General features: G+C 40.4%; 24 protein-coding genes. 23 read left to right on the top strand and 1 reads right to left on the bottom strand.

Annotated elements, in window-relative coordinates:
- Positions 1-33 precede the first annotated feature (33 nt).
- The 10 genes from M9H69_RS09390 to dltD all read left to right on the top strand — a co-directional run bounded on the left by M9H69_RS09390 (position 34) and on the right by dltD (position 10157).
- On the top strand, positions 34-1260 hold the full coding sequence (locus M9H69_RS09390) for an MFS transporter (RefSeq protein WP_250315464.1): 1227 nt from the start codon (positions 34-36) through the stop codon (positions 1258-1260).
- Between the two features lie 158 nt (positions 1261-1418).
- Positions 1419-2114: an AzlC family ABC transporter permease gene (locus M9H69_RS09385; protein ID WP_080980337.1), complete on the top strand. Its 696-nt coding sequence runs from the start codon at positions 1419-1421 to the stop codon at positions 2112-2114.
- On the top strand, positions 2104-2427 hold the full coding sequence (locus tag M9H69_RS09380) for an AzlD domain-containing protein (RefSeq protein ID WP_033605725.1): 324 nt from the start codon (positions 2104-2106) through the stop codon (positions 2425-2427). Before M9H69_RS09385 ends, M9H69_RS09380 begins: the two co-directional genes overlap by 11 nt.
- Before the next feature lie 103 nt (positions 2428-2530).
- A complete protein-coding gene (locus M9H69_RS09375; RefSeq protein WP_049536862.1) occupies positions 2531-3373 on the top strand; it encodes an amino acid ABC transporter substrate-binding protein in 843 nt (280 codons plus the stop codon).
- Positions 3374-3527: 154 nt separating this feature from the next.
- A complete protein-coding gene (locus M9H69_RS09370; protein ID WP_007520850.1) occupies positions 3528-4382 on the top strand; it encodes a MetQ/NlpA family ABC transporter substrate-binding protein in 855 nt (284 codons plus the stop codon).
- Positions 4383-4500: 118 nt separating this feature from the next.
- Complete coding sequence (locus tag M9H69_RS09365) at positions 4501-5874, top strand: M20 family metallopeptidase (RefSeq protein WP_007520849.1); 1374 nt, start codon at positions 4501-4503, stop codon at positions 5872-5874.
- Complete coding sequence (locus M9H69_RS09360) at positions 5867-6928, top strand: methionine ABC transporter ATP-binding protein (RefSeq protein WP_057488845.1); 1062 nt, start codon at positions 5867-5869, stop codon at positions 6926-6928. The genes M9H69_RS09365 and M9H69_RS09360 overlap by 8 nt, the downstream gene beginning before the upstream one ends.
- A 1-nt stretch (position 6929) precedes the next feature.
- Positions 6930-7622: a methionine ABC transporter permease gene (locus M9H69_RS09355; RefSeq protein WP_038805871.1), complete on the top strand. Its 693-nt coding sequence runs from the start codon at positions 6930-6932 to the stop codon at positions 7620-7622.
- A 160-nt stretch (positions 7623-7782) separates the two neighbouring features.
- Positions 7783-8937: a D-alanyl-lipoteichoic acid biosynthesis protein DltB gene (gene dltB / locus M9H69_RS09350; RefSeq protein ID WP_250315463.1), complete on the top strand. Its 1155-nt coding sequence runs from the start codon at positions 7783-7785 to the stop codon at positions 8935-8937.
- A gap of 47 nt (positions 8938-8984) precedes the next feature.
- A complete protein-coding gene (gene dltD, locus M9H69_RS09345) occupies positions 8985-10157 on the top strand; it encodes a D-alanyl-lipoteichoic acid biosynthesis protein DltD (protein ID WP_250315462.1) in 1173 nt (390 codons plus the stop codon).
- A 174-nt stretch (positions 10158-10331) separates the two neighbouring features.
- On the opposite strand, the gene M9H69_RS09340 is transcribed toward dltD, so the two are convergent.
- Positions 10332-10901, bottom strand: a complete 570-nt coding sequence (locus M9H69_RS09340; protein ID WP_250315461.1) for an MptD family putative ECF transporter S component — start codon at positions 10899-10901, stop codon at positions 10332-10334.
- A 133-nt stretch (positions 10902-11034) separates the two neighbouring features.
- Between M9H69_RS09340 and M9H69_RS09335 the strand changes: the two genes are divergently transcribed.
- The 13 genes from M9H69_RS09335 (at position 11035) to M9H69_RS09275 (ending at position 21567) form a co-directional block, all read left to right on the top strand.
- On the top strand, positions 11035-11649 hold the full coding sequence (locus M9H69_RS09335; protein ID WP_250315460.1) for a YesL family protein: 615 nt from the start codon (positions 11035-11037) through the stop codon (positions 11647-11649).
- Positions 11627-13297: a sensor histidine kinase gene (locus tag M9H69_RS09330; protein ID WP_250315459.1), complete on the top strand. Its 1671-nt coding sequence runs from the start codon at positions 11627-11629 to the stop codon at positions 13295-13297. The genes M9H69_RS09335 and M9H69_RS09330 overlap by 23 nt, the downstream gene beginning before the upstream one ends.
- 11 nt (positions 13298-13308) lie before the next feature.
- Positions 13309-14595, top strand: a complete 1287-nt coding sequence (locus tag M9H69_RS09325; protein ID WP_250315458.1) for a response regulator transcription factor — start codon at positions 13309-13311, stop codon at positions 14593-14595.
- Between the two features lie 58 nt (positions 14596-14653).
- Positions 14654-15196, top strand: coding sequence for an ABC transporter permease (locus M9H69_RS09320; protein WP_250315457.1), 543 nt, complete (start codon positions 14654-14656; stop codon positions 15194-15196).
- 85 nt (positions 15197-15281) lie between these two features.
- Positions 15282-15443, top strand: a complete 162-nt coding sequence (locus M9H69_RS09315; RefSeq protein ID WP_000623739.1) for a hypothetical protein — start codon at positions 15282-15284, stop codon at positions 15441-15443.
- A gap of 2 nt (positions 15444-15445) precedes the next feature.
- The gene (locus M9H69_RS09310; protein ID WP_250315268.1) at positions 15446-16273 is read left to right on the top strand and encodes a replication initiator protein A; all 828 of its coding nucleotides are present in this window, start codon (positions 15446-15448) and stop codon (positions 16271-16273) included.
- 431 nt (positions 16274-16704) lie between these two features.
- Positions 16705-17043 (top strand): hypothetical protein, encoded by a 339-nt coding sequence (locus M9H69_RS09305; RefSeq protein WP_049477739.1) that lies wholly within the window; start codon positions 16705-16707, stop codon positions 17041-17043.
- A gap of 98 nt (positions 17044-17141) precedes the next feature.
- The gene (locus tag M9H69_RS09300) at positions 17142-17372 is read left to right on the top strand and encodes a YdbC family protein (RefSeq protein WP_324031325.1); all 231 of its coding nucleotides are present in this window, start codon (positions 17142-17144) and stop codon (positions 17370-17372) included.
- Between the two features lie 5 nt (positions 17373-17377).
- Complete coding sequence (locus M9H69_RS09295) at positions 17378-17602, top strand: hypothetical protein (protein WP_000379145.1); 225 nt, start codon at positions 17378-17380, stop codon at positions 17600-17602.
- A gap of 21 nt (positions 17603-17623) precedes the next feature.
- A complete protein-coding gene (locus tag M9H69_RS09290) occupies positions 17624-18355 on the top strand; it encodes a type IV secretion system protein (protein ID WP_250315267.1) in 732 nt (243 codons plus the stop codon).
- Between the two features lie 45 nt (positions 18356-18400).
- Positions 18401-18820: a hypothetical protein gene (locus tag M9H69_RS09285; protein ID WP_020902563.1), complete on the top strand. Its 420-nt coding sequence runs from the start codon at positions 18401-18403 to the stop codon at positions 18818-18820.
- A gap of 70 nt (positions 18821-18890) precedes the next feature.
- Positions 18891-19247: a PrgI family protein gene (locus M9H69_RS09280; RefSeq protein ID WP_250315266.1), complete on the top strand. Its 357-nt coding sequence runs from the start codon at positions 18891-18893 to the stop codon at positions 19245-19247.
- Entirely contained in the window at positions 19201-21567 is a 2367-nt protein-coding gene (locus tag M9H69_RS09275) for a VirB4-like conjugal transfer ATPase, CD1110 family (protein ID WP_250315265.1), read from the top strand. The genes M9H69_RS09280 and M9H69_RS09275 overlap by 47 nt, the downstream gene beginning before the upstream one ends.

The raw sequence follows: 21567 nt of genomic DNA, 5'->3' as shown, positions 1-21567 counted from the left end.
AAAGTTCCCATTTGAACTCAAAAAGGAGTTGCGATGAAAGTATTTATTCAAAATAGAGATTTTAGGCAATTAACCATCAACCAGTGGATTTCGACGGTTGGGGATACGATTTTTTATCTTGCTTTTTTGAATTATGTGGCAGATGCTTCGTTTGCCCCCTTGGCAATTTTACTCATCACGATTTCAGAGACTGTTCCTCAAGTTCTACAAATCTTTCTGGGAGTTTTGGCGGATTTTCAACATCATCGTGTTCTAAAATATACAATTATTAGTTTTGCAAAATTTTTGCTTTACTCTATAGTTTCTTTATCACTTTCAGGGCAATCCTTTTCCTTGTTATTAGTAGCATTTATTTGTCTGATTAATCTTTTATCTGATACATTGAGTTATTTTTCAGGCGCCATGCTCACTCCGATTTTCATTAGAATTATTGGGCAAGACCATCTGGCAGAAGCTATTGGATTTAAACAGTCAACTGTTAGTTTAGTTCGGACAATCAGTAATATTCTAGGAGGGATTTTACTAGGAATTCTTTCCATTCAGTTTATTTCCTTGCTAAACGCTCTTACGTTTCTGATAGCATTTGTAGGTATTCTCTTCATAAAAAATGATCTTTTGAAAGTTGAAAAAACAATTAGCTATCAAGAAGGTCTTTCTGTAAAATCGTTTTGCCAGCATTTGTTCCAATCATCGAAATTGATCGGGAATATGGATAGAGTGATCTTCATTTTATTTATCGTCTCTATCAGCCAAGCTGTGATCAATGTCACTGTTCCTATTTCGACTCTTTTTTTAAGAAACCAACCTTTTTTGAATTTACAAACTGGTCAATCTCTCGCTTTGTTATCAACACTAGAATTATCAGCACTTATTGTCGGAAGTCTTGTAAGTGGCTATCTGAAAAATACGATTTCTATAAAAATAGCTCTATATGCCTCAGTTGTCATCCAGTTACTCCTTCTAGTAGGATTTGCCACAAGTCATTTTGGTTTGATTTTGCTTTTCAGCTCCTTGGATGCCTTCATCGCAGGGTTACTCTCTCCTAGATTGCAAGAACTCGTCTTTAAACAAATACCTGAGGAGTCAATGGGAGCGGTTCAATCCTCTATTGGTGCTATTACGGTTGTTTTACCAAGTCTATTCACAATTGTTTTCGTAACAATTGCTACAAGTTTTGGAACCCTAGCGGTCAGCTTTATTCTATTGCTATTACTCCTAACCGCATTTGTCATGCTCTTGAATATTCGTGAGAGCATTTAGCGGAAAATTTGTATAATAGGTGTTTGAGACTGGATTGCCAGTCTTTTTATGATGGCCAAAATCAGCAGACTTTTTTCTCTTCTTTGAATATGTTATAATAGTCAGTGCTGTGGCTGTGATGACGAACAGACTCAATTGGAGAGAATATGAGGAGAAAGATGAAAGAAAAAGGATTCTGGGAAGGTGCACAGGCAGCCATGCCAACGGCCCTTGGTTATGTCAGTATCGGACTGGCCTGTGGGATTATCGGTGCGCCCTATGTGACACCTGTTGAGATGGGCTTGATGAGCCTCTTTGTTTATGCTGGGAGCGCCCAGTTTGCCATGTTGGCCTTGATTGCGGTCCAAGCGCCTGTCGCAGCTATTGCTATGACGGTTTTTCTAATCAATTTGCGTCTCTTTTTGTTGAGCTTACACGCATCGACCTATTTCCGTCATACTAGTCTCTGGCAAAATATCGGCATGTCCAGTCTCCTGACAGATGAAACTTACGGGGTTTTGATGGGAGAATTAGCCCATACAGACAAGGTCAATCCTATGTGGATGCACGGGAACAATCTCAATAGTTATATAGCCTGGTTTATTGGGACAGTTGCGGGGACAGCTTTAGGTGGGCTTCTTCCAAATCCTGAGGTCTTTGGATTAGACTTTGCCCTTGTTGGGATGTTTATCGGGATTTTTACCTCGCAATTTCAGATTATGCAAAGACGGGTTCCTGTACGGAATCTGCTGCTGATCCTAGCCGTTGTTGCGGTGTCCTTCTTTTTGCTCTTGACAGTGGTGTCTCAGTCGCTAGCTGTTCTTTTTGCGACCTTGCTAGGTTGTACCATGGGGGTGGTCTTAGATGGTCAGTAAATATCTTTTGTTAGCCGTTATATTTTCAGGCCTAGTGACTTGGATTCCCCGCATGATTCCCTTCATCTTGGTTAAGTACAAGGGGTTGCCAGCTATCGTTGAGCGTTTTTTGAAGTTCTTGCCTGTTTCCATTATCTTTGCCTTGATCCTTTCAAGCGTAGTGACTGGCAAGGTTGGCAGCCTTCCTCAGATCAAATGGTTGGACTTTTTAGCAGTCTTTCCAACGGCTTGGGTAGCCTTTCGCTACCGCAATCTAGTGGGTACGGTTCTTTTTGGAGTGGTCTTGGTTGCAGTCTTGCGTTTGGTTTTTTAAATCAGTCATAGAAAAAACTTATCACCGATATAGATATCATATAATGGCGTAAATTTCTTTTTTCTGTTAAGATAATACAGTATTCTATTTTGGAGGAAATGACATGAAAAAAATCGTTAAATATTCATCTCTTGCTGCCCTAGGGCTTGTTGCCACAGGTCTACTAGCAGCGTGCTCAGGTGGAGATAAGAAAGATGCAGCATCAGGTGAAGCAACATCAGGTAAAAAAGAAATCGTCGTAGCAACTAACGGTTCACCAAAGCCATTTATCTATGAAGAAAATGGTGAATTGACTGGTTACGAGATTGAAGTGGTTCGCGCGATCTTTAAAGACTCAGACAAGTATACTGTCAAGTTTGAAAAGACAGAGTGGTCAGGGATTTTCCCAGGACTTGATAGTGACCGTTATCAAATGGCTGTTAACAACCTTAGCTATACCAAAGAACGTGCAGAAAAATACCTTTACGCAGCTCCAACTGCTAAAAACCCTAACGTTCTCGTTGTGAAGAAAGACGACGATAGCATCAAATCGCTCGATGATATCGGTGGAAAATCTACTGAAGTCGTTCAAGGAACAACCTCAGCTAAACAATTGGAAGCATATAACACAGAACATGCAGACAATCCAACGGTTCTTAACTACACCAAGGCAGATTTCCAACAAATCATGTCTCGTTTGAGTGATGGACAATTTGACTACAAGATTTTTGATAAGATTGGTGTTGAGACAGTTATCAAAAACCAAGGTTTGGACAATTTGAAAGTCATCGAACTTCCAAGCGACCAACAACCTTATGTTTACCCACTACTTGCTAAAGGTCAAGATGAGTTGAAATCATTTGTGGACAAACGCATCCAAGAACTCTACAAAGATGGAACACTTGAAAAATTGTCTAAACAGTTCTTCGGGGACACTTACCTACCAGCAGAAGCTGATATTAAATAATCGTATGAAATCATCCAGTCTGAGAAAGGCGGATGATTTCTCAATTTTTAGGTATATAGTTTCAAACTATATGTCTGCCTATCTAATAACAATTTGCTAAATCAAATAAAGTATGAGATACTAGTACGGTATTATTTTTAAAGGAGATAGAATCATGAAAATCAAAAAATGGCTCGGTGTAGCAGCTCTTGCTACAGTCGCAGGTTTGACTCTAGCAGCTTGCGGAAATTCAGAAAAGAAAGCAGACAACGAAACAGTTGTTAAAATCGCAACAGTTAACCGTAGTGGTTCTGAAGAAGCACGTTGGGACAAGATTCAAGAGTTGGTTGAAAAAGATGGAATTAAATTGGAATTCACAGAGTTTACTGACTACTCTCAACCAAACAAGGCAACTGCTGACGGCGAAGTTGACTTGAACGCTTTCCAACACTACAACTTCTTGAACAACTGGAACAAAGAAAACGGGAAAGACCTTGTAGCGATTGCAGATACTTACATCTCACCAATCCGCCTTTACTCAGGTAAAAATGGAGAAGAAAACAAGTACACTAAAGTGGAAGAAATCCCAGATAACGGTGAAATCGCCGTACCAAACGATGCAACAAACGAAAGCCGTGCGCTTTACTTGCTTCAATCAGCTGGTTTGATCAAATTGGATGTTTCTGGAACTGCTCTAGCAACAGTTGCTAACATCACAGAAAATCCAAAGAACTTGAAGATTACTGAATTGGACGCTAGCCAAACAGCTCGTTCATTGTCATCAGTTGATGCTGCCGTTGTAAACAATACCTTCGTTACAGAAGCAAAATTGGACTACAAGAAAGCACTCTTCAAAGAACAAGCTGATGAAAATTCAAAACAATGGTACAACATCATCGTTGCGAAAAAAGATTGGGAATCATCACCTAAAGCGGATGCCATCAAGAAAATTATCGCGGCTTACCACACTGATGAAGTGAGAAAAGTCATCGAAGAAACATCAGACGGTTTGGACCAACCAGTTTGGTAATAAGACACAGGGAGGTGGGAGAGAGTTTCCACCTCTTGCTTTTGTATAGAGAGTTGATTTTAAAGAGGAACTTGTTGTCGTTTTGAAGACGCAAGTACGTAGTAGAAAGAGAGAGAAAATGGTTTTTCCTAGCGAACAAGAGCAGATTGAAAAATTTGAGAAGGATCATGTGGCCCAACATTATTTTGAAGTCTTGCGCACCTTAATTTCCAAGAAATCAGTCTTTGCCCAGCAGGTTGGACTCAAGGAAGTCGCAAACTATCTGGGTGAGATTTTCAAGCGTGTGGGGGCTGAAGTGGAGATTGATGAGAGCTACACGGCTCCCTTTATCATGGCGCATTTCAAGAGTTCGCGTCCGGATGCCAAGACCTTGATCTTCTATAACCACTATGACACTGTGCCGGCGGATGGTGACCAGGTGTGGACAGAGGATCCTTTTACCCTTTCTGTGCGAAATGGCTTTATGTATGGGCGTGGGGTTGACGACGACAAGGGCCATATCACGGCTCGTTTGAGTGCTCTGAGAAAGTATATGCAGCACCATGATGACCTGCCTGTCAATATCAGCTTTATCATGGAGGGAGCGGAGGAATCCGCTTCTATGGATCTAGATAAGTATTTAGAGAAACATGCAGACAAACTTCGTGGGGCGGACTTGCTAGTCTGGGAACAAGGGACCAAGAACGCCTTGGAGCAGCTAGAAATCTCTGGTGGGAACAAGGGGATTGTGACCTTTGATGCCAAGGTAAAAAGCGCTGATGTCGATATCCACTCTAGTTATGGTGGAGTTGTGGAATCAGCTCCTTGGTATCTCCTTCAAGCCTTACAGTCTCTTCGTGCTGCAGATGGTCGTATCTTGGTCGAAGGCTTGTACGAGGATGTCCAAGAGCCGAATGAACGAGAATTGGCCTTGGTGGATACTTACGCCCAACGAAATCCAGGGGAAATTAGTCGCATTTATGGTTTGGAATTGCCTCTCTTACAAGAGGATCGTGTAGCCTTCCTAAAACGTTTCTTTTTTGAGCCAGCCCTTAATATCGAAGGGATTCAGTCAGGTTATCAAGGGCAAGGGGTTAAAACGATTTTGCCAGCAGAAGCTAATGCCAAGTTAGAAGTTCGTTTGGTTCCTGGCCTAGAACCTCACAATGTCCTGGAAAAAATTCGGAAACAGCTAGACAAAAATGGCTTTGATAAGGTAGAATTATACTATACCTTGGGAGAGATGAGCTATCGAAGCGATATGAGCGCACCAGCCATTCTCAATGTGATCGAATTGGCCAAAAAATTCTATCCACAGGGCGTTTCAGTCTTGCCGACTACAGCAGGGACAGGACCTATGCATACGGTCTTTGATGCCCTAGAGGTACCAATGGTGGCCTTCGGTCTAGGAAATGCCAATAGCCGAGACCATGGTGGAGATGAAAACGTGCGAATCGCCGATTACTACACCCATATTGAATTAGTAGAGGAGCTGATTAGAAGCTATGAGTAGAGATATTATCAAGTTAGATCAGATCGATGTGACTTTTCACCAAAAGAAAAGAACCATCACAGCGGTCAAAGATGTGACTATTCACATCCAAGAAGGGGATATCTACGGAATCGTTGGATATTCTGGAGCAGGGAAATCAACCCTTGTACGGGTGATTAACCTCTTGCAAAAGCCATCTGCAGGAAAAATTACCATTGATAACGACGTCATTTTTGATGGCAAGGTGACCTTGACAGCAGAGCAGTTGCGTCGTAAGCGTCAAGACATTGGGATGATTTTCCAGCATTTTAACCTGATGAGTCAAAAGACAGCAGAGGAGAATGTGGCCTTTGCCCTCAAACACTCTGGGCTCAGCAAGGAAGAAAAGAAAGCAAAAGTAGCTAAGTTGTTAGACTTGGTTGGTTTGGCAGATCGTGCTGAAAACTACCCTTCACAACTATCAGGAGGGCAAAAACAGCGTGTAGCCATTGCGCGTGCCTTGGCCAATGATCCAAAAATCTTGATTTCAGACGAGTCAACTTCTGCCCTTGACCCTAAGACAACTAAGCAGATTTTGGCCTTATTGCAAGATTTGAACCAAAAATTAGGCTTGACCGTTGTTTTGATTACGCATGAAATGCAGATTGTCAAAGACATTGCCAATCGTGTAGCAGTTATGCAGGATGGGCATTTGATTGAAGAGGGAAGTGTCCTTGAAATCTTCTCAGACCCTAAACAACCTTTGACCCAGGACTTTATTTCAACAGCTACAGGAATTGACGAAGCCATGGTTAAGATTGAGAAGCAAGAAATCGTAGAACATTTATCTGAGAACAGTATCTTAGTGCAGCTCAAGTATGCAGGGGCTTCGACAGACGAACCACTTTTGAATGAATTGTACAAACATTACCAAGTAACGGCCAATATCCTTTATGGAAATATCGAAATTCTCGATGGCACTCCTGTTGGAGAATTGGTTGTGGTCTTGTCAGGTGAAAAAGCAGCGCTAGCAGGTGCTCAAGAAGCTATTCGTCAAGCAGGCGTACAGCTAAAAGTATTGAAGGGAGGACAGTAAGATGGAATCATTGATTCAAACCTATCTACCAAATGTCTATAAAATGGGCTGGGCTGGTCAGGCAGGCTGGGGAACAGCCATCTACCTAACCCTTTATATGACAGTTCTTTCCTTCATTATCGGAGGATTCTTGGGGCTTGTTGCAGGTCTTTTCCTTGTCTTGACAGCGCCAGGTGGTGTTTTAGAGAATAAGGTCGTTTTTTGGATTTTAGACAAGATTACCTCTATTTTCCGTGCGGTTCCTTTCATCATCCTCTTGGCAATCATGTCGCCACTTTCTCACTTGATTGTCAAGACTAGTATCGGTCCAAATGCAGCCCTTGTGCCACTTTCTTTTGCGGTCTTTGCCTTCTTTGCCCGTCAGGTGCAGGTGGTCTTGGCTGAACTGGATGGCGGTGTCATTGAGGCGGCTCAAGCGAGCGGAGCGACCTTCTGGGATATCGTGGGTGTTTACCTATCAGAAGGTCTTCCAGATTTGATTCGTGTGACGACAGTGACCTTGATTTCCCTTGTTGGGGAAACAGCTATGGCGGGAGCAGTTGGTGCTGGTGGTATCGGTAACGTGGCCATTGCCTATGGCTTCAACCGTTACAATCACGATGTGACTATCTTAGCAACCATCATTATCATCTTGATTATCTTTACGATCCAGTTCTTGGGAGATTTCTTGACCAAGAAATTAAGTCATAAATAAATGGAAGGAGCCCAACGGGACTCCTTTTTGTTTTCTCACCGAAATGCAAGAAGAGTAAAGCTTCTTTTTAGAAATATGCTATAATAAAGAAAGGTCCCTCAATTAGCAAATCGGAAAGTTTGCTGTAGGAGGGATGATAATGTAAAGGAGTCTAGCTGGTATGAATTATTTCGAGGGAAATGAGTTTTTCCTTCTCTTATTTGTAGTTTTACTAATTGGTTTTGTGGTAAACTTTTTTGAAAAACGTAAGGACTACTATATTTTGGTGCTCTCTCTCTTATTTGCAGGAGCTATCTATGGTAAGAGTCGAGCGATGATGGTCTATTTGCTCGCCTTTATCGTTTACCAGTATTTTCTGGTTTTTCTAGCACAGCGGATAGAGGCAAAGTGGCTGAAACCACTGGTTTTCCTTTCCATTCTTCCTTTGGTGATCAATAAAGTCTTTGCCCTGACTTCTCTGCATTTGTTGGCCTTTATTGGAATTTCTTACATGTCCTTTAAGACCATTCAGATCATGCTAGAGATATCGGATGGCTTGATCAAAGAAAAAATCAGTGTAAAAGATTACTTACAGTTTTTGCTCTTTTTCCCAACAGTTAGTGCTGGTCCGATTGATCGGAGTAGGAGATTTTTAAAAGAGATAAACGAGGTCATGCCTCGAAAAGAGTATCTAGAGTTAGCAGGGGACGGTGTGTATCGTATCGTTCTAGGCCTTCTTTACAAGGTTGTTTTATCAACCTATGTTTACCAGATGTTACTCACTCTAAATAATACTGGCACAGTCGTTTACTCAATCAAGTATATGTACCTTTACACCCTGTATCTATTCTTCGACTTTGCAGGCTATAGTCTAATGGCCGTTGGAAGTAGTAATATTCTAGGTATTCAGACACCGATGAACTTTAACAAACCTTTCTTGAGTGTTGATATCAAGGATTTCTGGACTAGATGGCATATTACCTTGTCGACCTGGTTGAGAGATTTTGTATTTTCAAGAGTATTGATGCAGGTTATCAGGAAAAAATGGTTTAAAAACAGGCTACACAATGCAACCTATGCCTATATGGTCAATATGTTGGTCATGGGTTTTTGGCATGGTCTTAGTGTTAGCTACATTCTTTATGGTTTTTACCATGGTGTCTTGATGGCTGGATTTGAAGTGTATCAAAAGAAAAGCAATTTTTATAAGAAAAATAAAAATAAAAACTGGTATAAGCTACTAAGTTGGTTTGTAACCATGAATTTGGTTATGATTGGTTTCTTTATCTTTTCAGGTGAACCCTATAAAATCTTACTTACGATTTTAAAGAGATAAGAGATTGAAAAGAAGTCTGCCAGACCGAAGGGATAGGATAAAACGAGATGATTAAATTAAAAGCATTTTTACTATCGCTTGTGCTCGTAATTGCGACGCTTGCCCTTTTAAATGTGACGTATGTCAAGAAGATTGATGATTATTATAAAGTCAAGGATAACAGTATTCGTTATAGCACCTCGTATGAAAAGTATAAAAGTAGAGATATTATAACAAGCAATATCACCCCCAATACACTGGTTCTAATGGGTTCTTCAGAGTTGGTTGCGACGATAAATGAAGACTATCATCCAAATAAAATTTTTAACTACAACGATTTTAATATCATGCAGATTGGGACCAGTTATTCTCAAAACATCATTCAGGCTTCTACTTTAGCCTCTATTGAAGGATCTATGAGTAAGCGAAAAGTAGCTATAGTAGAGTCTGTTCAGTGGTTTGAAAAAGATGGGACTCATCAAGATGCCTTTTTGAACAAGGCTTCTCAGGAACATATTTTTCACATGCTAGATAATGACAAGATTAGTAAAGAAACGAAAGAAAAACTAATCAATCGCATTATCGAGATTACCAAGGGGAACAAGCAACAAAATGACATCTACAAAAAATACAAAAGTTATTTCATAGATGGAAAAGGAACCATTGTTGATAAAAAACTATTAGAATTAGATAACGCGATGTATTCCTTTAAGCTCAAACGAAAATTTTATGAAAATCATGAGAAATCAGATTATCCCTCATCAGGAGATAAAACCCCAGACTATGATTGGCAGAAAATGACGAATCAGTTTGTGGAAGAGGTCAAAAAGAAAACAGACAATAATGACTATGCTGTTGATAATAACTACTACAATACTTACTTAAAAGATCGCTATGCATCGCTGAAAGATTCCAATAAAGATTTGAGCTATCTGGAGTCACCAGAATATTCAGATATGGAACTCTTCTTGACAGTTGCCAAAGAATTGGGCATTGAAGTTGAGGTTATTATTTTCCCAGTAAACGGGAAATGGAACGACTACACTGGTGTCTCAAGAGAAATGCGAGAAAAAACTTATAAAAAAATAGAAGATGTCGCAAAAAGCCATGGTGCAACGGTACTAAACTATGGAAACAGAGAGTATGATGATTACTTTTTATTTGACGTGATGCACGTTGGAGTGAAAGGATGGATGGAAGTTGAAAAAGAACTTTACAAATTTGCAAACCAAGCTAACTAACACACACCGTTTAATCTTGTGGACGCTATTTTTCTATACGGTTATCTTGAGCATCGTGATTTACTGTTTTGTGACCGATTTTTCGAATATTCAAGAATTTATCTATAGTGAATTTTAGGATTGTATACAAAAAGGCCCTGGAACTAGGCATTGCTAGTCTTCAGGGCCTTTAGCTTATAGTTTATCAGCTATTTTTTGACTTAGAAATTGGCCAATAACAGCTCCCATCAAGGCGCCTAGGAGGATACTTATGACAAAGAGAAGGATTTTGTCCAACTCTGGAGCGACCATGATACGGTCAATGTATTCTTGGGATTTTCCACGCGCGAGTAAGGTGGCCACGTAAGCTTTGGGGCTGATCCACATGAGGAGGATAGGGCCACTTGTGCTAAAAGCAAAGACGAAGAAGGAGAGGGTGTTTTTGATTCGATCTTTGTAGTTACCGAGACGAGCGATGGCATCTGCTGCAAGACCACAGGCGACTCCTGGGAGAAAGGCACCAGCGCCATGCTTGCTAGCTAGGAAAAAAAGTGCCATAAAAAGGCCTAGAGTTGTAATAGCGCCAAAACGAGGGACCTTCGTCAAAAGAAGCATGTAGACACTGCCACCGACAAGGGCAGAAAAGGCAGGCGCGTAGAACATATTGCCTGTCTGGTCGACCAGGTGTCCTAGGAAGACTCCAATCCCTACACAGAGAAAGTAGAGGACGGCGGCCAAGAGGGTGGTTAAGATATTTTTCTTCATGAGAATCTCCTTGATGCGAATTAACAAAACCAATTGTATCACGCTTTTTAAGGATTGTAAATGGAAACTCTATATTTTTGAAAACGCTTGAAATATGATATAATGGTTACATTGTTAGTTTAAGGAGAGTAACATGGGAAAATTTCTAGAATTCGTCTTTAATCGTATCTTTTTGGGAATGATTGCGACGGCTTATTTCTGGCTATTAACACTGGCAGGAGGAGTGGTCTTTGGTTTGGCACCAGCTAGTGCCACCCTTATGAGTTTGTATGCGGAGCATGGTTATACCTATCGAGCCTACCATTTGAAGGAAGCTTGGGAATTGTATAAGAGCAATTTTGTCAAGAGCAATCTAGCTTTCTATAGTTTTGTGTTTGTGGATCTTGTTCTAGTTTATGGTTTGTATCTTCTAGTTCAATTGCCCCATCAGACGATTTTCCACCTCTTGGCGACCTTTCTCAATGTCCTTGTAGTTGCTCTTGTCTTTCTAGCCTATACTGTTTCCTTGAAACTTCAGGTGTACTTTGATTTATCCTACCGAAATACCTTGAAACTGTCCCTTATCGGGATTTTCATGAGCTTACCTGCGATTGCCAAGGTTTTACTCGGGACGACTCTCCTTGTAGGAGTTGGTTATTATATGCCTGCCTTGCTCTTTTTTGTAGGAATTGGAATGTGGCATTTCTTTATCAGTGATATGTTGGAACCTATTTATGAAAGTATCCATGAAAAATTGGCGACAAAATAGAATGAAGCAGTTCTGGCTTCACTCTCTTTTACGGATTTATAGTTTGGTTATGATCGTGGTCATTGCCAGTTTTGCGATTATGCTATCGTATGCTGACTGGGACTCGCGTGAGAAAGAGGCCCAACGGGTTGCAGAACGTGTGACCACTCGGACAGTGAGTGAAGTGGAATATTATCACAGAGAGTCAACTCAACTCGCTCAGTCTTTGGTTGAAAATCAAGCCCGAATTGAAGGAATTTACAAGTATTTCAGTCTTAGCACCCCAGACTATTTCTATTGGCAATTAGAGCGTAAAACTTCGCCTTATATTTCTGTATCCTTGTATGAAAATATTGATAATATCTATGTTCGGAATGATTTTGTGACTGGAGTGGCGATTGTCCTTCAGGACTATAAGGAAGTGTATGTTTCGACTAGAGAAAAACGCAGCGGAGAGAAAGTCCCTGCGGAGGATTTTAAGCCGACAGCCAACAGTTTTGCCATTCCCGTTTCCGATCCTGTGTCTGATAAGGATTTAGGAGTTATCTATATATCCCTATCCCCAGATGTTCTACATGGCGCTATTGACAATACAAGGGGCCATATCCCGATGGCTGTAACAGTAACTTCTCCTTTTGAGACCGAGATGTTCCATATTGGGGAGAAGGTATCAGCCGAGCGAGAAAACTGGTTTGTAGGTGTCACCTCTCACGGTTATCAGGTTCGAGCTGCTGTTCCTAAAAATTTTGTTCTTACTGGAACTTTGACGAGTTCAGCTATCATTATTGGGCTAAGTATTCTCTTTATCATCATTTTGTACGTGACTCTTAGACAGACTTTTTCAAATTACCAAAAGCAGGTCGTAGACCTAGTAGATTCGATCGAGGTGATTGCTCAAGGAGAAGAAGGCCTTCGAATCGATACCTCTGAAAAAGACCAAGAGTTGCTTCTCATTGCAGAAACAACCAATGATATGTTGGATCGCCTGGAAAAAAATATTCACGATATCTATCAGCTAGAGCTCAGTCAAAAGGATGCCAATATGCGAGCCCTACAAGCTCAAATCAATCCTCACTTTATGTACAATACTCTGGAGTTTTTACGGATGTATGCCGTTATGGAAAGCCAGGATGAACTGGCAGATATTATCTATGAATTTAGTAGCTTGTTACGCAACAATATCTCCGACGAGCGGGAAACCACGCTGAAGCAGGAGTTGGAATTCTGCCGAAAATATAGCTATCTCTGCATGGTGCGTTATCCAAAGTCAGTTGCCTATGGTTTTAAGATTGCACCCGAATTAGAAAATATGAGGATTCCCAAGTTTACGCTCCAACCATTGGTCGAAAACTACTTTGCCCATGGTGTTGACCATCGCAGAACAGATAATGTCATCAGTATCAAAGCCTTGAAGGGTCAAGGATTCGTTGAAATCTTAGTAGTAGACAATGGTCGGGGAATGTCCTCTGAGAAACTAGCTAGCTTGCAAGAAAAATTAGCTCAACGAAGTTTTGAACACGAGGCAAGCTATAGTGGGGAGCGGCAATCAATTGGAATAGTAAATGTACACGAACGCTTTGTTCTCTACTTTGGGGATCGCTACCAAATCAGTGTAGAGTCAGCTGAGCAAGAAGGTGTTCGTTACCATATCACTATCCAGGATGAATAGAAAGGGTAGAAATGTATAAAGTTTTATTAGTAGACGATGAGTACATGGTGACAGAGGGGCTCAAGCGATTAATCCCCTTTGAAAAATGGGATATGCAAGTCGTCGCGACAGCTAATCACGCAGATGATGCTTTGGACTATGTTAAGAAAAATCCAGTGGATGTGATCATTTCCGATGTCAACATGCCAGATAAGACAGGACTTGAGATGATTAGGGAAATGAAAGAGCTACTTCCAGATACCTATTATATCTTGCTGTCTGGTTATCAGGAGTTTGATTATGTCAAAAAAGCCATGAACCTTAGTGTCGTGGATTATCTGGTCAAGCCAGTAGACAAGGTGGAGTTGGGCAATTTACTAGAAAAGATTGCGCTACAGCTTCAAGAAAAGGTGGAGCAAAGTCAGACCCTCAGTCAAGAATTAGATGAAGAAGGCTTTATCAGTTTCTTAGCAGGTAAAGAAAACTGGTGGATAGGACTTTCAAAGGAAAAGCAAGGCTCTTTTACCATTCCTTACTATGTTTTGGGGCAAGACTGGCAGATTTTCATCTCTGATCAACCGCTCGATGGCATCGTCGTGACACCATTTGAAGCACCCTACCAGCAGTCCTTTGAGAATTGGAAGATCAATGCTGAAAAAGCCCTCTTCTACGGTTCAGTCAATCTAGAAAAATCCGAGAGTTTGTTTGCTTATTACGAGCCGATTTATCGGGTGATTATCCAAGGGAATATCAATCAAATCATTGAAGAATTAACCCTGCTAGAGAAGGTTGTTTTGAAGAATACCCCGCGCGTTGCCATCACGAAGCAGCTTTTCACTCAGTTTGTCATGGATGTCTTTCATTTGTTTGAACATCTAAAAGCAGATGATATGACGGAGATTGTCAAAGCCATCCATGCCATTAACTCCTTTGAAGAATTGGTTGCCTATATCAAAGAAACCTTGACCAAGTTCTTTGGCCAGTACCGCATGAATGAAAATGTGGTGAGCGTTCTGGAGGTGATTGGGCGTGATTATCAGAAAGAGCTCTCACTTAAGGATATCAGTAAGGATCTCTTTATCAATCCTGTCTATCTCGGTCAGCTAATCAAGAGAGAAACCAACTCAACCTTTGCGGAATTGCTCAATAAACAGCGAATTAAGGCAGCACAACAGCTCTTGCTTTCAACCAATGATAGTATTGAAGATGTTTGCTATGCAGTTGGCTACAGTAATGTTGGATATTTCTACAAGGTTTTCCGTAAATTGTGCGGAAAATCACCAAAAGCTTATCGTAAACAAGTCGAAACCAGCTTGTAAAAGTTGTATTCCTGTACAAAAAATGCTATAATGTTCAAAATATCTTATGGAGGAAAACATGAAAAAGAATCCTATTTATCTTTGGGTCTTGCTAGTCCTATCAGCCCTTATTTCATCTATGTCACTATTTGGAATCTTGAGTCCATTGCCAAGTAAAGATGCTCTTCGTGCTAGCCTGGCGAATAGCGGGACGCTCACTGCCCAGCAATTAGAAGACACGGTCAACTATACTTACAAAGTGTCAGAATCCTCTCACTCTATTTTTAATATGTTGTTGATTATTTTATCTGCAATTTTAGTTGTAGTAGCCTTTGTATTTCTCGTACGTAAAAATGTGCAACTTGCAAACTATACTTATATTGGCTATGTTTTACTAGCTATTGTTGGTTTGGTTTATAGCTATATGAACATTCAAGATGCAGTTCAATTAATCAAAGATAGTGCCCTTGGCTTAGGAATGGGAGCATTAGCAAAAGGGACGGATATTTTGTTCATCATCATCAATGTTCTCTTTTTAGCCTTAGTCTTTTACAAGATGTGGCGTCAACAAAAGGACTTGACTGAGGAAGTCGAAGCAGAAGAGGCTGCGTATGTGTCCTAAATTGGGAGAATTGAATAAATAACATTGAGAGAACGTGAATAGCGTTCTCTTTTGTTTTTCTCAATTTAATCTCAGGAGGTCACAAATGATATCAAAAGAAAAAGAAACACGTGAATTGATTATTTCATTCTTGATGAAACAGACAGGGATAACCCGTCAAGAATCAATAGACAACATTAAAGAACTAGAATCTTTTGGATTGATTGCTTTTAATTCAAAAGGTGATCTTAGATTTAGGGAGGTTTAGGTATGGAAAGAATCTCACTTGCACAGGTTAATAACGGAGAAAGATTCTTCCGTGTACCAAAGTTACTTTTTGAGTCTGAACTCTATAAAAAGATGTCTGCTGAATCTAAATTGCTTTATGCCATCCTAAAGGATAGATTTGAGTTATCAGTAAAAAACAACTGGATTGATGCTGATGGAAATATCTATTTCATCTTTACCGTTGAAGAAATTGGAGAGATGTTAGGTTACGGAAAAGATAAGGTTATTAAGCTGAAAAAAGAGCTGAAAAAATATGACCTACTCGAAGAAGTTCGCCAAGGTTTAAACAAACCAAATTTGATTTATCTTGGTTCTTTAAAGGTTGAAAATGTGGCTAAACCCTTGATACCAGCGGAATTCGGAAATTCCGACTTCCAGAATTCTGAAATTCCGAATTCTGGAACTCTGGAAAACAGAATTCAAGACTTCGGAATTTCAGAACCTAATGATACTGATTCTAGTGAGCCTGAGTTTAGTGATACTGATTTTAGTTTAGAGGAGGAAGAAGAGAAAGCCCCTCAAAATTCTGAAGGAAAAAATAGAGTCAATCTTTCCCGAAAAGTTGATAAGGCGACTAAGTACGACCGAGACTATATTTGGAACTTGGTTCATGACCAGTTACTAAAAGAAAACTTCTCACAGGCTACCGCAGATTATGCGATGATACATTTTGATGACCGCTATCAATACGCTTTAGAGAATATGAGGTTTGCCCGCTCGTCTGAAATGGTTGCTGAATACGTATTTAACGGCGTGATGGCTGAATGGAGTCAGAGGATCAGAAAGCAACAAAATAAAGGGGTAAGCTGATGAAAAAGTTAGTAAAGAAAATTGCTCTAAATTTGCTGATTATTACTTGTATTTTTTGCGTATCATACTTTATGCCCAAAATTTTCCTTTCGGATTTTCCTGGTTTCCAGCAACTTATGAGCTTGTGTATGTTAGTAGCTGGCTATGGCCTCTTCTATGCTGATTAATATTTTCTTTGACCCGAGCAAGTCAATAAACTGCTGAAGCACTTTGACAACTGAATACCCCCTCTGCCCTGATACAGCGTGACTATGAGATACAAAATTGGGGGCGGAGTGTAAAGCTAGACTCTAGCCTCAGTCACAATTCGCATTTTCGCGGGTTTGTCGTTTTGACCATAAACGGTGCGCAAGAAATACAGATATAACCAAAAGGAAGTTATACAGCATGGGTGTAAATCAACCTAAATTTATTCGAAATGGAGAGAAAGAATGAATAAATTTGAAGACCTTGCAAACAATGACGTTTGCATCAGAGACTTAAAACAATTAGGACGTGAAGGTGGTGCTTCTGCTTATCTTGATAGTGGTGAAATACTGAAGTTAAAACCAAAGTATGGCACAGTATCAAGAAAAGCCTATGTTGCAGGAAAGCATATGTACGTTGATCTAAAGATTGAATACAAAGACGTTTTTTCCGCAATTCGCACAATAGAACGAAATGGAATTTTGGTTGCGAGAAGATGTCGATTTGGAATGACCAACGTGCTTAGACTTACAGGGACGGGCTATCACCGCACTAGAAAACGAAGCACAGGAGGAAATTTATGACGGATTGGGAAAATGACAAAGGTTGGAAAGAAAGTTTTGAAGACCAACAAAAGAAAATCCAGTCCAACCGTCAACCAACAAAAGATAATAATGAGCCTATACGCTTTAAAATCATTGAGACGATTGCCGTCCTATCAAAGAATGACAGAGGGTGGCAAAAGGAACTAAACATTATTTCATGGAATGATGCCGAGCCAAAATATGATATACGGTCATGGAAAGATGACCATTCACGAGTTGGCAAGGGTGTCACACTTTTTGAGGACGAAATGGTCGTCCTTGCAGATGCAATTAAACATTTACAAATTACAAAAAAGAAAGAGGATTAAATCTTATGGATACAGCAGTTAAAGTTTTTCAAATTGTTCAAGCAGTCGTTGGTATTACAGGACTTGTATGGGTTCTTGCAGGAATTATTGACTTCTTTGGGGGTCGTAACAACAATGACTCTATGCGCCAGGAAAAAGGGGCAAATGCCATGATAAATGGTGGCGCTATCGGTGTTATCGGGGCGGCAGTCTGCCAAGCCATTATTGCAGCGCTTCAAGCTATCAGCTAAATCTGAAAGGAGCTAGAGTGAATGGATAATATCACAAATTCTCTAGCTGAGTATAGTTCAACAGTCAATCAATACGCTGATAAGATTAACGGGGCTTTATTGCCAGTCGCTTCAATCTTGATTTTAACCTTCTTTCTATTTGACATTTTTTCATGGAATAGACGGTTAGGACAAGAGGGCGGTGGCTTAACGGTTCAGCTTTGGATGGAAGTAGCCCTTGGATATGCTATTGCATTTCTATTGGTTTATAACATTTCAGAAATCTTTGATTTTATCGTATTTGTCTTTAACAGGGGGATTGCTCTTGTCGATGGCGTGTTACCGAATAAAACATTTAAGTCTGATATGGATACTTCAGGTATAAGTGGATGGATAGCCAAACAGATTGTCAATATCGTAGGCAACTTTACTGAGCTAATAGCTGATGTATGTGCGAAATTACTTGTCTTTATGAGATTTTTCCAAATGTATCTCTTGAAGGCAGTCGCTCCGCTAATTGTGGCTTTCTTCATGTCTGAACAGACAAAGCCAGTAGCCATCAACTTCTTAAAACACTTTTCAGCTTACGCCTTACAAGGGTTATTGCTTGTCATTATTGTCAGACTTTACCCAGCTTTGGTAACGGATGACTTATTTAAAGCATCATCAGGAGATTGGGCGACTGCTTTTGCATCTATCGCAAAAAGTATTGTCTATATTGTCGCCTTGTTCGGTAGTCAGCGCTTGGCAAAAACACTTTTAAATGCCATGTAAAAAAGCAATAAATTTGGTAAAATAGTTCTATAAGGAGGTGAGTTCATGTCAGAAAAACGATACTATATCAAGCGAGAAGGAAACCATTTCAAATTGTCTCCTCAATCGCAAGAAGAACCAGTAGAAACCCCTACACCAGTTCAATCAAACGCCCCTAAACGAGTGAAACGCTCCATTTGGTCAATGATTGGCAACTTCTTTAGTCTGATTTTATCAGGTCTGATTATGATTATTGGATTTCTGATTGCAACTCCATTTTTCCTTTTAAGTGTCCTTTGGAATTGGATAATCATGTTTATTGGTCTATCTATTTTTTGGAGTATTGCAGGAGTTATTTACTATGGGACGATTTTAGATTACGAAGTTAATACCAACCTTATATTTAATAATACTTCGATACCAATTCTTTTGATTGTGGCTTTAATTGGTGCTATCATGTCAACGATTGGACGCATGAGAGACTAACAAAATTGAAACTGTTGAACAAACACTTTGCCAGAGCAAGGTGTTTTTATTGTAGCTAGAAAGAGGTTGTATGAACAAATTAGGAAGTGAGTTCCTCAAGCAGTTTGACAACTATGAAAGACCCGTCGCCTTTGGGATGACCAAACGTCTTTTAGTCATGATGCTTGGGATTGGGATAGTGGTGTCACTCACTATCACCATTTCCATAATGGGACTATCAGATATTTTTATGTACCTTGTGGCGCTCCTCATTGCCCCTCCCTTTATCATTTACGGGCTAGGCTTTGATGAAACAGTCAAAGACAAGGTCATGTTTAATCTAAAAGTTCAGAAGCGAGCTTTTATTACAGAATTTGAGGAAGGAGAGGAGTTCACAAAAGATGATTTTAAATCTTGGAAGAAAGTCAAAGAAGTTGACGAAGGCTGAAAAGGAACGTAAGGCACGCCTAAAACGCTCCTTGAAGGCTTCAACACAAAATACCATTAAATACAATAGCCTATTTGAAAATGGGCTGATGCACATTGCCAAAAACGAATGGTCAAGAACCTATCGCTTGGGTGATGTCGCCTATCTATCCGCTAATCAGGAAGAAAAGATTGACGTGATTGATACACACGCTGAAGCGCTCAATTCACTTGATGCAGGCTCTACTTATCAGCTCCTGGTTATCAATCGGAGAGTCGAAGACAACGCTGTTGAGCAAATTAAGTATGATGAGGTTGGTGACGGCTTTGATAATTTCCGTAAGGAATACAATGAAATGATTGAAAGTCGTTTTTCAAGTGACTCAAAGAATTTTAAGGTTGAAAAATATGTGACCTTGAAGACAGAAGCCTATAATCGAGGGCAAGCGGATGCCAACTTAAGCGAGCTAGGCAACTCACTTGAAAATCAATACTCTCAAATGGATATTACCTTTGAAGAAATGGATGGGAAAGAACGTCTTGACGTGTTTGCGGAGTTGCTCCTGGGCAAACACAAACTCCCTTATAACTTCAGGGATATTGCCCTTTCAGAATTACATACAAAAGATTTTATCGCCCCTAACAGGCTTCATTTCTTGGAAAATCGTTTCCGTATCAATGAAGGGGTCGCAAAGGTCATGTATGCTAGAAACTTCCCAACTTTCTTAACAGATCGACTGATTAAGAGTTTAACGGATATAGGCGTTGAGTTGGCTATCACGATTCATGCTGAGCCTTATGAGCCATCTAGCTTTATGCGTAAGATTAACAATGCGGATACAACTATCAAAGCTGAAATGGTCAAGGCTCAACGGTCAGGTGCTCAAGAAGGGGTTGACCAGGATCTGGCTGTCTCAGGTCGAGCACGTGAAATTTCTGAGTCAACGAGACGATGGAAAGAAGAGATTGACGACAATGACCAAAAAGCCTTTTCAGGTTTGATCGCTCTTTATTTCAAGGCTGAGGATGAGGAGGAGCTGGCAAGTATCACAGATAAAGTCTTGACCGCTTCACGTAAGGTTGGCGTTGATTTTCAAGAGTGTTACTATTACCAGGAAGAAGGACTTAATACCATCCTTCCTATTGGTCACACCTTCTTAAATGTGAAACGTCGCTTTATCCGTGATATGACCACAGCTAACTTGGCTACACAAGTTCCTTTTATGAACGTTGACCTAAAGTCAGATAGTGAGAGGGCGCTCTATTACGGTCAAAATCAACTATCTAACAATGTGATTACGGTTGACCGTAAAGCAGACCTGAACACTGGTTCGGGCGTAGTTCTTGGCTCTTCAGGTTCAGGAAAGTCTGTTACTGTAAAAACCATGGAAATCATACCAACCTATCTGAAGAACCCTGAAGACCGTATCATCATTGTTGATCCTGAAGATGAATATTCCGATATTGGACGTGAGTTTGGGGCGCAGTTGGTTGATATTTATATCGGTTCTAAGTCACACCTAAACTTGATGGACTTGCCTGATTCGAGTCAACTGAAGGATGAAGATGATGACCCTATCGGGGATAAGTCAAACCTTCTCATGGGGCTCTTTGAGTCTATTCTTGATGAAGTCGGTGACGTGCAATATACCATTATTGACCGTGTCACCCGTGAAACTTATAAACGGTTTGCGGATGAAGATAGAACGCCAACGCTTGCAGATTGGCACGATGTTTTGCTTGAACAAGAAGAACCTGAAGCCCAGGAATTGGCGCTCAAGTCTGAAATCTATGCCAAAGGGTCACAAAGTATCTTTGCACACGAGACCAACGTTGATATTACAAACCGCTTTGTGGTCTTCAACTTGAAACGCTTGTCAGGAAAACTCAAGCCTTTTGCGATGATGGTTATTCAGGACTATATTTGGAATCAAGTTGTCGCTTCCCAAGGGAAACTCACTACTCGCATTTATTTTGACGAGGTACAGCTCTTCTTCAAAGAAGAAGCCCAGGCTACCTTCTTTACAGAGTTGTATTCACGGGTTCGTAAATATGGGGCGATTGCCACAGCCATCACACAAAATATTGAAACCCTGATGAACAAAGAAGAAGGGCGCAAGTTGGTATCTAATAGTGAGTTCATGATTCTCTTGAAACACAAGAAATCAGACTTATTGGCTCTTTCTAAAGCCATTTCTTTAACTCCAACTTTAGTAAGATACATTGAAAAACCAAAAGCAAAAGGAACGGGCTTGATTGTCGCAGGTCAAGTGGTTGTACCTTTTGAAAATCCTATCCCAAGACACACAAGACTCTATGAGCTTGTCACTACAGATGCTTAG

This window comes from Streptococcus oralis (assembly GCF_023611505.1).
GTDB lineage: Bacteria > Bacillota > Bacilli > Lactobacillales > Streptococcaceae > Streptococcus > Streptococcus oralis_CT.
The sequence above is the reverse complement of the archived record's forward strand: the minus strand, read 5'-3'. Positions and strand labels throughout refer to the sequence as shown.

What these genes read in the sequence shown, in the direction of transcription:
- M9H69_RS09390 (WP_250315464.1), top strand. Translation starts at nt 34, where the DNA reads ATGAAAGTATTTATTCAAAATAGAGATTTTAGGCAATTAACCATCAAC.
- M9H69_RS09385 (WP_080980337.1), top strand. Translation starts at nt 1,419, where the DNA reads ATGAAAGAAAAAGGATTCTGGGAAGGTGCACAGGCAGCCATGCCAACG.
- M9H69_RS09380 (WP_033605725.1), top strand. Translation starts at nt 2,104, where the DNA reads ATGGTCAGTAAATATCTTTTGTTAGCCGTTATATTTTCAGGCCTAGTG.
- M9H69_RS09375 (WP_049536862.1), top strand. Translation starts at nt 2,531, where the DNA reads ATGAAAAAAATCGTTAAATATTCATCTCTTGCTGCCCTAGGGCTTGTT.
- M9H69_RS09370 (WP_007520850.1), top strand. Translation starts at nt 3,528, where the DNA reads ATGAAAATCAAAAAATGGCTCGGTGTAGCAGCTCTTGCTACAGTCGCA.
- M9H69_RS09365 (WP_007520849.1), top strand. Translation starts at nt 4,501, where the DNA reads ATGGTTTTTCCTAGCGAACAAGAGCAGATTGAAAAATTTGAGAAGGAT.
- M9H69_RS09360 (WP_057488845.1), top strand. Translation starts at nt 5,867, where the DNA reads ATGAGTAGAGATATTATCAAGTTAGATCAGATCGATGTGACTTTTCAC.
- M9H69_RS09355 (WP_038805871.1), top strand. Translation starts at nt 6,930, where the DNA reads ATGGAATCATTGATTCAAACCTATCTACCAAATGTCTATAAAATGGGC.
- dltB (WP_250315463.1), top strand. Translation starts at nt 7,783, where the DNA reads ATGAATTATTTCGAGGGAAATGAGTTTTTCCTTCTCTTATTTGTAGTT.
- dltD (WP_250315462.1), top strand. Translation starts at nt 8,985, where the DNA reads ATGATTAAATTAAAAGCATTTTTACTATCGCTTGTGCTCGTAATTGCG.
- M9H69_RS09340 (WP_250315461.1), bottom strand. Translation starts at nt 10,901, where the DNA reads ATGAAGAAAAATATCTTAACCACCCTCTTGGCCGCCGTCCTCTACTTT.
- M9H69_RS09335 (WP_250315460.1), top strand. Translation starts at nt 11,035, where the DNA reads ATGGGAAAATTTCTAGAATTCGTCTTTAATCGTATCTTTTTGGGAATG.
- M9H69_RS09330 (WP_250315459.1), top strand. Translation starts at nt 11,627, where the DNA reads ATGAAAAATTGGCGACAAAATAGAATGAAGCAGTTCTGGCTTCACTCT.
- M9H69_RS09325 (WP_250315458.1), top strand. Translation starts at nt 13,309, where the DNA reads ATGTATAAAGTTTTATTAGTAGACGATGAGTACATGGTGACAGAGGGG.
- M9H69_RS09320 (WP_250315457.1), top strand. Translation starts at nt 14,654, where the DNA reads ATGAAAAAGAATCCTATTTATCTTTGGGTCTTGCTAGTCCTATCAGCC.
- M9H69_RS09315 (WP_000623739.1), top strand. Translation starts at nt 15,282, where the DNA reads ATGATATCAAAAGAAAAAGAAACACGTGAATTGATTATTTCATTCTTG.
- M9H69_RS09310 (WP_250315268.1), top strand. Translation starts at nt 15,446, where the DNA reads ATGGAAAGAATCTCACTTGCACAGGTTAATAACGGAGAAAGATTCTTC.
- M9H69_RS09305 (WP_049477739.1), top strand. Translation starts at nt 16,705, where the DNA reads ATGAATAAATTTGAAGACCTTGCAAACAATGACGTTTGCATCAGAGAC.
- M9H69_RS09295 (WP_000379145.1), top strand. Translation starts at nt 17,378, where the DNA reads ATGGATACAGCAGTTAAAGTTTTTCAAATTGTTCAAGCAGTCGTTGGT.
- M9H69_RS09290 (WP_250315267.1), top strand. Translation starts at nt 17,624, where the DNA reads ATGGATAATATCACAAATTCTCTAGCTGAGTATAGTTCAACAGTCAAT.
- M9H69_RS09285 (WP_020902563.1), top strand. Translation starts at nt 18,401, where the DNA reads ATGTCAGAAAAACGATACTATATCAAGCGAGAAGGAAACCATTTCAAA.
- M9H69_RS09280 (WP_250315266.1), top strand. Translation starts at nt 18,891, where the DNA reads ATGAACAAATTAGGAAGTGAGTTCCTCAAGCAGTTTGACAACTATGAA.
- M9H69_RS09275 (WP_250315265.1), top strand. Translation starts at nt 19,201, where the DNA reads ATGATTTTAAATCTTGGAAGAAAGTCAAAGAAGTTGACGAAGGCTGAA.